At 60.3% G+C, this 11,945-nt stretch carries 12 protein-coding genes; 5 read left to right on the forward strand and 7 right to left on the reverse strand.

Going from position 1 to position 11,945, the window contains the following annotated elements:
* Window positions 1-85 precede the first annotated feature (85 nt).
* From LQ215_RS17990 to LQ215_RS18020, 7 genes are all read right to left on the reverse strand, one after another.
* Complete coding sequence (locus LQ215_RS17990) at window positions 86-778, reverse strand: hypothetical protein (RefSeq protein ID WP_230151811.1); 693 nt, start codon at window positions 776-778, stop codon at window positions 86-88.
* A gap of 125 nt (window positions 779-903) precedes the next feature.
* On the reverse strand, window positions 904-1,404 hold the full coding sequence (locus LQ215_RS17995) for a lipocalin-like domain-containing protein (RefSeq protein ID WP_230151813.1): 501 nt from the start codon (window positions 1,402-1,404) through the stop codon (window positions 904-906).
* A gap of 71 nt (window positions 1,405-1,475) precedes the next feature.
* Window positions 1,476-2,798: an NTP/NDP exchange transporter gene (locus LQ215_RS18000; protein ID WP_230151815.1), complete on the reverse strand. Its 1,323-nt coding sequence runs from the start codon at window positions 2,796-2,798 to the stop codon at window positions 1,476-1,478.
* A gap of 70 nt (window positions 2,799-2,868) precedes the next feature.
* Window positions 2,869-3,915: an oxidoreductase gene (locus LQ215_RS18005; RefSeq protein ID WP_052239519.1), complete on the reverse strand. Its 1,047-nt coding sequence runs from the start codon at window positions 3,913-3,915 to the stop codon at window positions 2,869-2,871.
* A 45-nt stretch (window positions 3,916-3,960) separates the two neighbouring features.
* Window positions 3,961-4,221, reverse strand: coding sequence for a DUF2790 domain-containing protein (locus tag LQ215_RS18010; RefSeq protein ID WP_003201919.1), 261 nt, complete (start codon window positions 4,219-4,221; stop codon window positions 3,961-3,963).
* A gap of 128 nt (window positions 4,222-4,349) precedes the next feature.
* Window positions 4,350-5,723: a heavy metal sensor histidine kinase gene (locus LQ215_RS18015; RefSeq protein ID WP_003201917.1), complete on the reverse strand. Its 1,374-nt coding sequence runs from the start codon at window positions 5,721-5,723 to the stop codon at window positions 4,350-4,352.
* Window positions 5,723-6,427, reverse strand: a complete 705-nt coding sequence (locus LQ215_RS18020; RefSeq protein WP_013693379.1) for a heavy metal response regulator transcription factor — start codon at window positions 6,425-6,427, stop codon at window positions 5,723-5,725. Before LQ215_RS18020 ends, LQ215_RS18015 begins: the two co-directional genes overlap by 1 nt.
* A 549-nt stretch (window positions 6,428-6,976) precedes the next feature.
* Here LQ215_RS18020 and LQ215_RS18025 point away from each other — a divergent pair.
* The 5 genes from LQ215_RS18025 to LQ215_RS18045 all read left to right on the forward strand — a co-directional run.
* Window positions 6,977-9,202: a type VI secretion system Vgr family protein gene (locus LQ215_RS18025; RefSeq protein WP_230151817.1), complete on the forward strand. Its 2,226-nt coding sequence runs from the start codon at window positions 6,977-6,979 to the stop codon at window positions 9,200-9,202.
* A 16-nt stretch (window positions 9,203-9,218) separates the two neighbouring features.
* A complete protein-coding gene (locus tag LQ215_RS18030; RefSeq protein WP_230151819.1) occupies window positions 9,219-9,677 on the forward strand; it encodes a DUF6484 domain-containing protein in 459 nt (152 codons plus the stop codon).
* Window positions 9,678-9,692: 15 nt separating this feature from the next.
* On the forward strand, window positions 9,693-10,805 hold the full coding sequence (locus LQ215_RS18035; RefSeq protein WP_230151822.1) for a DUF2169 family type VI secretion system accessory protein: 1,113 nt from the start codon (window positions 9,693-9,695) through the stop codon (window positions 10,803-10,805).
* Complete coding sequence (locus LQ215_RS18040) at window positions 10,802-11,842, forward strand: hypothetical protein (RefSeq protein WP_230151824.1); 1,041 nt, start codon at window positions 10,802-10,804, stop codon at window positions 11,840-11,842. Before LQ215_RS18035 ends, LQ215_RS18040 begins: the two co-directional genes overlap by 4 nt.
* Window positions 11,842-11,945: hypothetical protein (locus LQ215_RS18045; protein ID WP_230151826.1), on the forward strand; the 104-nt coding region annotated here is incomplete at its 3' end. The genes LQ215_RS18040 and LQ215_RS18045, both read left to right, overlap by 1 nt.

Below are 11,945 nucleotides of genomic sequence, written 5' to 3' on the forward strand. Positions count from 1 at the left end.
GTGAAGGCTATATGCTATCACTGCCATCATGGCTTTTGCATGAAATACCCAATCGGGGCTGCATCCAACAGCACTTGAATAACGATCAGCCCATTACCTCTTCCCTCCACCTTTCCCAAGGGCTCCTCCCTACCCTGCATTGGGCGATGCTTTCCTTGCTCGCCAAGCGTAACGCTTCATGCTTTTCATCCTCACTGCCACAAGGCTTGATCAAGTCGCAGTTGATAAACACCGTTACGTGCTCGGCACCATAGGGCCATCGCGCGACACCGCCCCGGGTATTCATATACATCTGGAACTTGGCAGAAGAGTTGGTCCCCACTTCCAGCGGCAGCGACAGCGCATCGAGCAATGTCCAATGAAATTCAGTCCCCACCGCAATGGGCGCATGGATCGGACGGTTCCACCGAAAATACCCATCCTCATCCTGATTCCCCCCCAGAAAACGTGACTCGAATGGCTCCGGCAATTGACTCAGGACTTCGTTGTTTTCATCGATCGCCTTGTCGGCAAAAGGCCCTTCAACCACCTGCACTTGAAAGGTCAGGTAGTTTCCGTTGCACCGTCTCAGGGCCTGAATAACATCGAACAGTATGTATTTGTCATACATATCGGGCACGTGATGATGGCTGTACTGATAAACGCAGTCGATAAATGACTGTGCCCACGTGCCTTTTTCAAGCGCGGCGCAGTAATCCGACAGAACCTTCAGGTTTTCCGGCGGTTGACCCAACCACCGCAGGAAATTCATTCTTGATGCTACTTCCAAACTATTCATAACCCGCTATGCCCCTTGGAACACATGCGAAAACGCCCTCCCCACTCCCCCCGCAATCAGATTCTGACAAGCCTGGGGTACCATTCGTAGAAGCCTTCACAGTCAACATTTGAACTCACAATAAATCACCTTACACGCTCCCAGACGATGTGAACCTTCGCCCCATCCGGGCGGCGAAAATCTTCTACCATCCGGTTGCCATCGACCTTCAACTGCAGGTCGTCCCGGGTGCGCACAGCGCCCACCCAGTTCGGGAACGTAGACCCTTCGACAGTGTTGCCTATGAACTCACCGTTCTGGTCGACGGTATATCGCCCGAAAAAACCGATGCCCCCTGCCATCGCTGCCCGGTTTTCCTCATCGGTGCCTTCGCCACGAACGTTGGATCGAAACGCCGGCACGCGTGGATCCGTGAGTACTTCGACAAACGTCAGCTCTGGCGTGAAGACGAGCCAACCATGAGGATCGGGGCCATAAGCATTCGATTTAATGCCCTGGCTCTCAACGGTTGCACTGACCATGCGCCAGGTTCCGACCACGGAATTTTCTTTGCCCGCAAACGCAGTGGAGAACGCCGAGAAGGCAATGACTGCTACGACCGCCAGTATCTTGTTTTTCAGACTCATTCGCTTCACCTTTCCTCGCCGCAACGACGCAGCAGACAATAGAGTGGGTTTCATTCTGGTCGGCACGGTCTTCATGCCCTGGCCGAGATGACCGCCAAGCGCAACTCCCGCAACGTGGCATCATCCGCCCTCCTCCCCAGTTGCCAGCCCAAGTAACCCCACAGCAGTGCGCAACAGGCACCGATTATCGCGGCCGGAGCGGCGCCTTGCCCCAGGAGGTCGAGCAGGCTCTTGGCCCAGCCGCTCATGGCGTCACCTGCGCGATAAACCACGGTGTCGATGAAGTTCTTGGCCTTGTATTTACTCTCGGCATCCAGCGGCGCGAACAGCATTTCCCTGCCCGGTCGGACGAACGCGTACTCGCCGATCCGCCGCACGATCATCAATGCCGCCAGCAGAGTAAACCCCGGCGCCAACGCCAGGCCGAGGAAGCCGATGCACATGAGCAGCGGCACGACGGCCAACAAAGTACGCACCCCCAGCCTCGGCGCGATGCGACCGGTGATGAACAGTTGGGACAGCAACGCACCGGCCTGCACGATGATGTCGATGGTGCCGAAGATGCGTACTTGCGCCGCGCGATCGGGATAGAGCTCGGCCACCAGGCGCGCCTGTTCGAAATAGAGAAAGGTGCTGACCGTCGCCAACAACACGACAAACCCGGCGATGCCCAACAGGTAAGGTGACCTGAACACCGCCGTCAGGCCGCTGAACGGATTACCCTGCAATGGCTGCCGGGGGCTTTGCGTCGGCGCGGCGCCGGGACGGCCAGCCCCGCCCGTTTCGCGCCACCCCATCAACGCCCGTTTCAACACCAGCGTGGCACCGAGCAACAGGGCCGCCAGAAACATCAACCCCGAAGCGCCGAGTGGGCCGATGAGCAGCGCGCTCAGGGCCGGACCCAACAGACCGCCAACGCTGGCGCCCGCGGCGATGAAGGCGAACAGGCGCTTGGCCTGCTCGCTGTCGAATACATCCGCCATCAGGCTCCAGGCCACGGAGACGACGAACAGGTTATAGACCGAGATCCAGACGTAAAAGACCCGGGCCAACCAGACACTGTCCGGTTGGAACTGGAACAACTCGACGAACATCAGCAGGTTGAAACCGAAGAAGCCGTACACCCAGTCGATCAGGCGCAGGCGCGGCACCCGCGAACTGAGCCAGGCGAACAGTGGGACGGCTGCCAGCATGACCAGGAAGGTCGCGGTAAACAGCCATTGCAGGTTCTCCACCCCCGCCGCGATACCCATCGACTCACGGATTGGGCGCAGCATGAAGTAACCGGTGAAGAGACAAAGGAACAGCAGGAACCCGCACAGCGCCGGACGCAACTCACCGTCGCGGGCGTTCAGGGCGAGACTCAGCCGGTGCAAATAGGACGGCGCACTCATAAGGGACTCCGGGGAGACGGCAACAAGGCAATGGTCAAGCGCGGAACGGACGCCCGCGCCCAGGGTTGCATCAGCGATAGGTCACGCCGGTCAGGCGCTCGGAGACAACCCAGAGCCGCTCGGCATCCGCCTCCGTGCTCGCAGCAGGCGGTGTCTTGGCGAACCCCAACGGACCGCGTCTTTCATCGTCACCGGTCGGGCCGTAATAAGCCCCACCCACGGCTTGCGCAGCCGTGGCGGCATACAAGGTGGGCAACGCCCCTTGTGCCGCTGAGTGGTACGCGTCACGGTCCTTTGCCCAGCGCCGACCGAACTCGCTGTCGAGGCCTGGCCCCCGTGCGACCAACTCGGTAACGGCAACGCCGGGATGCGCCGCCATGCTGCGAATGCCCCAGTTTTCGGCATCACTGCGCCGCTGCAAGGCAAATGCCCAGTGCAAGACGGCCAGTTTCGATTGCGCGTAAGCGGCGTACGGGTCGTACTTCTGCTCGCTCTGAAGATCATCAAGATTCATCGCGCCGCGCGTCGCAGCAATGCTGGACAGGCTTACCACGCGGGCATCCTCGCTTTGACGCAAGAGCGGCACCAACAGGCCGGTCAGCGCGAAGTGCCCCAGGTAGTTGGTGGCCAACTGAAGTTCAAAGCCATCGGCGGACGTGCCTCGCTCGGGCGGCGCCATGACGGCGGCATTGTTGATCAACACATCAAGGCGTGGCAGCCGCTGATTGAGACGCTGGGCCAGGTCGCGCACAGATGAAAGATCAGCCAGGTCCACGTTCTCGAACTGCACCTTGGCGTCGGGCTCGGACTCGCGGATACGCGCAATGGCCTGTGCGCCGCGCTCCGGGTTGCGCGCGGCGATGATGACCTCGGCGCCGGCACGCGCCAAGGCCAGCGCATCCTCGTAGCCCATGCCACTGGTACCACCGGTGATCAGGACAATTCGACCTTTTTGGGACGGTATGTCGCCGGTCGACCAGTCTGGTTTCGGTGCAACGCGAGTGGAGGCTTCGATACTCACCGCACTGAGCAGCGCGACGCCCGCAGCGAGGATTCGAGCCAGTCTTCCAAGCCGGCTCATGCGGCCAATGGTGGGTGTTGTTGTGCTATTCCACATGGTGATGGTCCCTGTCTGAAGAAATGAACCGGCATCGCCGGACGGTCACTGTGTCGAGCACGCCTCAGCCAACTGCAGAAAGCTGACGTGTTTCTTTACCCCTTGGGTGTTCAAGTAGGTCATCTTGGCTGGCACGACCTCGCATACCGGCGATGTCGCCGCCTCGATATGAATGACCCTGGCGATGTCCAGCGGCATGCCATATTCGTAGGCCGGAAACTGCGATTGTTCTTTGGCGAGCAGCGGTGAACCGCTCAAGGAGATGACTGCCAGCAGGCCGGCAATCGACAGGTTTCGAATGTTCATAGTGGGCTCCACGACACAGTCCTCGTTGGGATGGTCGTAGCACTCTAGGCGGGGGCGACTGACGTCAAGGTGACTGCTGGCTGACGGGAAGATGTCAAACGCGGATGGACTTTACTCGCAGGCGACGACTAAGGCGCCGCCTGGTTCATCAAGGAGAATCCGAAGGTGTTGAGCCCATTCTCGCTGTGGGCAAACACGCGGCCACCGTGCATGGACGCCACCGCCCGCACGATGGAAAGGCCCAGGCCATGGTGCGCATCGCTTCGCGCCCTGGCGGTGTCGGCGCGATAGAAACGCTCGAACAAACGCTCCAGGTGCGAATTGTCGATGGGCTCTCCGGCATTGGAAACGCTCACCTCGACCTGCATGCCGTGGTTGACCAGGCTCACCGTGATCGTGCTGGTCGGCACAGCGTAGCGCGCCGCGTTCTGTATCAGATTAGCCAGGGAACGGTGAAAAAGGCGTCGGTCGATGCACACGCGCATGTCACCTTGGATCACCACGCCCAGCTGTTTGTCGTGCAAGACCGGCTCCAGATACTCCACCGTTTTCAACGCCTCTTCATAAAGCGAGACATCACTGAGCTCGGTTGCCCGTTGCCCGCTCTCGGCCCCCGCCAGGAACAGCATGTCGTTGACGATGGTGCCCATCCGTTCCAGCTCTTCGAGGTTCGACTGCAGCAGATCCTGCAGCTCACCCACATCGCGCCCGTGGGCCAATGCCACCTGGGTCTGTCCGATCAGATTGGTCAAGGGCGTTCGCAGCTCATGGGCCACATTGGCATTGAACCCTTCGAGCTGACACCAGGCCGCTTCCTGGCGAGCCAGGGCACCGTTGAACGACACCGCCAGCTCCTGCAATTCGCCAGGCAGCGCCTCGGTGTCCAGTCGCTGCTTCGAATCTCCCGGCGGCAGGCTATTGGCTTGACGGCTCAGTCGTCTCACCGGCCCCAGGCCGAAACGCGCGATCCAGTAACCGAGCAGCGCAACCAGCCCGATGCCCAACGCCGAGGTCAGGATCAAAATCTTGGTGAAGTGGTCCAGGGTCTTCCTGAACGGCGTTGAATCCAGCCCCACGATAAAACGCAGCTCCGGACGGTTGCCCATCGCAGGAATGGTCTTGAGCAAAGCCATCATGGGACGCTCCCGCTCAGGCAGGTCGAGGGTAAACAGCCCATCGGAGCGCTTCGACCAATCCTGCCCGTCCGGCATCGCCCCGCCGTAACTGAAGTCTGGGTTGTCAACCAGGATCCAATAGCGCACCCGTTCATCCGCAGGCGTCAAGCCGTCGAGCTTCTGGCGCAAACCGACCCAGAATGTCGGCGAATCGTATTTCGCCAGTACCGGGTCGAGCACGGAATGGCGCAAGACCAGCTCGTTTTGCATCTGCTCATCGAGCGTTTGGTCCAAAGAACAGCGCAACAGCGTCGCACTGATCGACATGATCAGCAGGACAGCGAGGCCGAACATCAGGGCAAGCCGCTTGGCGATCGATCTTTTCATCAAGGCGTTCCACTTTGCCTGCTATCGACCTCACGGCTTTCCAGCACATACCCCATGCCGCGGACGGTATGCAGCAGCTTGCGCGGATACGGGGCATCTACCTTGGCGCGAACACGCTTGATCGCGACCTCGACCACGTTGGCGTCACTGTCGAAATTCATGTCCCAGACCTGCTCGGCAATCATCAACTTGGAAAGGATCTCGCCCTGATGCCGCGCCAACAGGCTCAACAGGGAGAACTCCTTGGCCGTCAGGTCCAGCCGCAGCCCTCCCCGGGTCACCTTGCGCGCTTGCAGATCGACTTCCAGGTCGTCGATGCGCAAATGTGTCAGGTCAACCGTGTCACCGGCGCGACGACGGATCAAGGCCTGGACACGTGCGACAAGTTCGGCAAACGAAAAAGGCTTGCCCAGGTAATCATCGGCCCCCTCGCGCAGTCCTCGAATGCGGTCATCCACCGTCCCCCTGGCCGACAACATGATGACCGGGGTTTTCTTTTGCAGGCGCAGGCCTTGCAGCACGTCGTAGCCGTCTTTGCCCGGCAACATAACATCCAGGATCACCACGTCGTAATCCCATTCCAGCGCGTAATGCAGGCCATCGATGCCATTCGTGGCAACGTCGACAATGTAGCCGAGCTCGGTCAAGCCACGATGGACGTAGGAGGAGGTTTTTTCTTCATCCTCGACAATGAGCAAACGCATCGGGTAACGCCTCTCTGAAACGGTGCCACAAATTGGGAGATCAAATAGTCGATCCCGATGTTTGGCTTGGTGCTGATGCTTCAAGCCCCCCTGCAAGATCGCCTGGATGTACATTTTCCCTAGTCTAGGCTGTGAAGGTGTCCGCAGGCTGACCGCCTCCTGACATTCTTGTCAGAAAATGCTTCAAGGGCCGAGTTCGTCATTCTCGTGGAGTTATTCGAATTTGGAATTACAGTTATAGCTAACGAAACTATGTAGACGACCTTCCGTCACCTATCTTGACGTCAGGTATCCGTCCCATTTGGGGCGATGCTGGAACGTTATCCAACGGGCTCCAGACACACGTTAATCCGCAGGATAAGGATCTGCTCGTACGTCCAGTTTGATTGAAGACCGCAAGACCGATAAGGAGATCCCCCTGTGGTGGATGTGCAGCAATTGTTGGACTCGATTCCCCCTGGCATCCCCTATGGCGACGACGATGCATGCGACGCCACCTTCTTTACGACGGCCAACTGACGCCCGAACACGAGCCAAAGGAAGCCGTTCATGGCAATCACGCAAAACAACCGTTTGGTACAGGTCGACAGTCCTCTCGGCGGCGATGTCCTGTTGTTGCAAGGCATGGAAGGCAGCGAAGAGTTGGGGCGGTTGTTCCACTACGAATTGGACCTGACCTCCGAAGACCGGGCGATCACGTTCGACCAGCTGCTGGGCAAGCCAATGGGCCTGACCCTGGAACTGTATGACGGCGGCAAACGCTACTTCCACGGCATTGTCTGCAGTTGCCGGCAATTGACCGGCCACGGTCAGTTCGCCGGTTACCGCGTCAGCTTGCGCCCCTGGTTCTGGCTGCTCACGCGCACCTCCGATTGCCGGATTTTCCAGAACAAGACCGTGCCGGACATCATCAAGCAGGTGTTCCGCGACCTCGGTTTCTCCGATTTCGAGGACAGCCTGAGCGGCAGCTACCGCGAGTGGGAATATTGCGTGCAGTACCGCGAAACCAGCTTCGACTTCGTCAGTCGGTTGATGGAGCAGGAAGGCATCTATTACTACTTTCGCCATGAAGAGGCGCGCCATGTATTGGTGTTGGCCGACGCCTATGGCGCCCACTCCACGGCGCCAGACTACGCCTCGGTGCCCTTCTATCCGCCTGATCGGCAAATGCGCGAGCGCGATCATTTCTACGACTGGCAACTGGCGCGGGAAGTCCAACCCGGTTCGCTGGCGCTGAACGACTATGACTTCCTGCGCCCACGCGCCAGTCTTGAGGTGCGCTCCAGCGTGCCGCGCAACCACACCAACGCCGACTACCCGCTCTACGACTACCCGGGTGAATACGTCCAGAGCAACGATGGCGATCACTACGCGCGTACCCGCATCGAAGCCATTCACAGCCAGTTCGAGCGTGTGCAATTACGCGGTCGCGCCCGCGGCATCGGTTGCGGTCATGTGTTCACGCTGACGGGATACGACCGTGCCGACCAGAACCGTGAATACCTGGTGGTGGCCGCCCGTTATCAGATCCGTCAGGATGCCTATGAAAGCGGCCAGTCGGACGTCGCCGAACAGTTCGTCAGCGAGCTGGACTGCATGGATGCCAGCCAAGTCTTCCGCCCTCTCCCCCTCACACCCATGCCCATTGTTCGCGGGCCGCAGACTGCCGTGGTGGTCGGCCCCAGTGGCGAGGAGATCTGGACCGACCAATATGGCCGAGTCAAAGTGCATTTCCACTGGGATCGCCATGACCAGTCCAACGAAAACAGCTCGTGCTGGATTCGTGTGTCCCAGGCCTGGGCCGGCAAGAACTGGGGATCCGTGCAGCTCCCGCGGATCGGTCAGGAAGTGATCGTCAGTTTCCTCGAGGGCGATCCGGATCGGCCGATCATCACCGGTCGCGTCTACAACGCTGAACAGACCGTGCCCTACGGATTGCCGGCCAATGCCACCCAGAGCGGGGTGAAAAGCCGCTCGAGCAAGGGCGGTTCACCGGCCAACTTCAATGAAATCCGCATGGAGGACAAGAAAGGCTCGGAGCAACTGTTTATCCACGCCGAGAAGAACCAGGACATCGAGGTCGAGAACGACGAGACCCACTGGGTCGGCCATGATCGCCGCAAGACCATCGACAACGACGAGACCGTGCACGTCAAGCACGACCGCACCGAAACCGTCGATAACAACGAAACCATCACCATTGGTGTGGATCGCAAGGAAAAGGTCGGCAATAACGAAACCATCTCCATCGGTGTGAACCGCACCGAGGATGTTGGCAGCAACGAGAAAATCACCATTGGCGCCAATCGCACCGAGAACGTGGGCAGTAATGAAACCATCACCATCGGCGCAGACCGCACGGAAAAAGTCGGTGCCAACGAGAAAATCAGCATCGCCAGCAACCGCACCGAGGACGTGGGCGGCAACGAAACGATCAGCATCACCGGCAACCGTAACGAAACGGTCCAGGGCAACGAAGGGATCGAGATCAACGGCAACCAGAGCACCCAGATTGGCCAGAACGAATCCCGCGACGTCGCCCAGAATCGCGCCACCAACATCAAGCAGAACGACAGCCTGGACGTCGGCAAGCACTTCTCCCTTACCGCCGGCGACTCCATCAGCCTGACGACGGGCGACGCCAGCATCACCATGAAGAAGGACGGCACGATCATGATCAGCGGCAAGAACATCACCATCGACGGCTCCGGCGCCATCAAGATCAAGGCCAACAAAAACGTGGTCGTCAAAGGCCAGAAGATTCTGCAGAACTAGTCATGGAGCGTGCGCGATGACCGTCGAATATTACCTGCCCGCCTCCTCCACTGCCGCGCCGCCGCGCGTGGATGGCGTGGTGATCGGCCTGTTGCTGGATGTGCCCAAGGCCGACGCGCCGGTCGTGGCATTTCCCGGCTGCCCTGCTGACGGCGGCCTCGCCGCACGCACCACCACGCCGCTCAGCCGCGAGGACATCGGCGCCCAGGTCGCCCTGATGTTCGAGGCCGGCGACCTGACCCGGCCGCTGGTGATCGGCCGCATCCAGCGCCTGCCGCAAACCACGACGCCTGCCGTCGCCCACCTCGACGGCGAGCGTTTGGAATTCACCGCAGAACGGGAAATCGTCCTGCGCTGCGGCAAGGCCAGCATCACCCTCACCCGCGAGGGCAAAATACTGATTCGAGGGACCTATCTTTCGAGCCGATCATCCGGCGTGAACCGCATCAAGGGCGGTTCGGTGCAGATCAACTAGACAGGTAGTCGGCCTATGGAACTGCTCAACGCCAGCAAACTGCTTGCTGCCTACACCCAGGGCCTGGAGCCCGATGGCCGCGAATCCCTGGTGATAGTGGCCAAAGGCACGTTCAATTTGCCGCTGGACGGCCGGGCAGCGACCCTCATCGACACCCAGCAACCGTTGCTGATGGCCGATACTTTCTTCGGCGAGCCTGGCCTCAGCGCTCCGCTGCAGGAAATGGACTTCGCCCCGATCAAGCCGTTTTGCGATGTACTGGTACACGGCAAAGCCTATGCCCCAGGCGGGCGGCCCGTGACGCAATTGGCCGCGGGCATTCGTATCGGTCAGATGAGCAAAGCCTTTTCCGTTCTCGGCCCCAGGCAATGGCAACCGGGGTTATTGGGGGTTTCTCCCGGTTTACCGCAGCCCTTTACCGAGCAGGACATCTCTTATGCCCAGGCCTACGGGGGCTCCCATCCCATGGCCAAGAATCCGGATATGCTTCATTGCTACCCGCACAACCCGAGCGGTTGCGGTTGGTTCCCAGGCAGCATCGACAGTGCTGAAGTCGCTTACAAGCCAATGCCGAATACGGAGGAACTGGGCAAACCGATCGAAAGTCCCTCTGGCGACTTCCGCCCGATGGCGCTCGGCCCCATCGGCCGTAGCTGGCCGCAGCGCGCCCGCTTCGCCGGTACTTACGACGATGCCTGGCTGGCCGACTGCTTTCCGTTTCTGCCGCAAGATTTCGACCGTCGCTACTTCCAGGCAGCCCCGGAAGATCAGCAAATTGCTTACCTGCGTGGCGGCGAGGATGTGTTGCTGCTCAACCTCACGCCCCAGGAGCGCGCGGGCTTTCGCATCCCGGAAATGGACGTGCCGGTGACCTTTTTTCTGAAAAAAGGTGGCCATGAGACTGTGCAAGCGGTGATCGACACCCTGCTGATCGACACCGACACGCGCCAGGTGCAACTGACCTGGCGTGTTTCCCGTCCCCTGCGACGCAACCTGTTCGAGATCGCCCAGGTGCTGGTTGGCACGATGTCCACGGGTTGGTGGCGTGCCCGTGAATTGGGCAAGGATTACTACCCGTCGCTCTCCTCCCTGGTAAAGGCCAAACAGGCACCCGAGGAGGCGGACTGATGACCGCGCTTTGCATCATCGGCTCTGGCATGGTCAGCGCTGTCGGCCTCAGTGCGCCCGCAAGCTGCGCGGCGATTCGCTGCGCCATCGATAATTTCCAGGAAACCCGCTTCATCGACCAAGGTGGCGAATGGCTGATTGCCGCCAGCGTACCTCTGGAACAGCCCTGGCGTGGCCGCACCAAGCTGATCAAGATGGCCGCCCGAGCGATCGCCGAGGCATTACAGAGCACCCCTGGGGTCGACCCGGAAAAAACCCCGTTGCTGCTAGGCGTGGCCGAAGCCGTGCGCCCCGGCCGTCTGGACGGTCTCGATAAAAGACTGTTGCAGGACATCGAAGCTGAACTGGGCCTGCGCTTTCATCCTGACTCCGACATCATCGCCCGCGGCCGGGTCAGCGCCGCCGTAGCCCTGCTTGACGCGCGCACGCTGATCTACCGGGGCGGCCATCGTCACGTGCTGGTCGCCGGCGTCGATTCCTTCCTTTGCGGACCGACCCTGGCCGCCTTCGAAGAACGCGAACGCCTGCTGACCAGCGAGAACTCGAACGGTTTTATTCCCGGTGAAGGTGCTGCGGCCGTGGTACTGGCTGCTCCAGTTGCCAGCGCAACGCCGCAACTGGCCTGCATCGGCCTGGGGTTCGGTGTGGAGAAGGCCACGGTGGAGACCGAAGACATTCCCCTGCGCGCCGAAGGCCTGACTCAAGCCGTACGCGCTGCGCTGAGCGAAGCCGGCTGTGGGTTGGAGCAAATGGATTATCGGCTCACCGACATTTCCGGCGAGCAGTACTACTTCAAGGAAGCCTCCCTCGCCCTGAGCCGAACCTTGCGCGTGCGCAAGGAATTCTTCCATCTCTGGCACCCGGCCGACTGCATCGGCGAAGTCGGCGCCGCCATCGGCCCGGCCATGCTCGCCGTGGCGTTGGCCGCCAGCCGCAAGGGCTACGGCGAAGGTCCGAATATCTTCTGCCACCTGGGCAACGACGCTGGCGAACGCGCTGTTGCATTGCTCAGTTATCAGACTGTGAGGGCTGCGTGATGGCGAATGAGGTCTACGCCAACAATATGGAAATTTCCTGCAAATCGGCGGCGGGCAAGTCGATCGCCTGCTTTCCAGATGTCTGTTTCACCCCGCCCCAGGC

It is taken from the genome of Pseudomonas brassicacearum, assembly GCF_918698105.1.
Classification (GTDB): Bacteria; Pseudomonadota; Gammaproteobacteria; order Pseudomonadales; family Pseudomonadaceae; genus Aquipseudomonas; species Aquipseudomonas brassicacearum_F.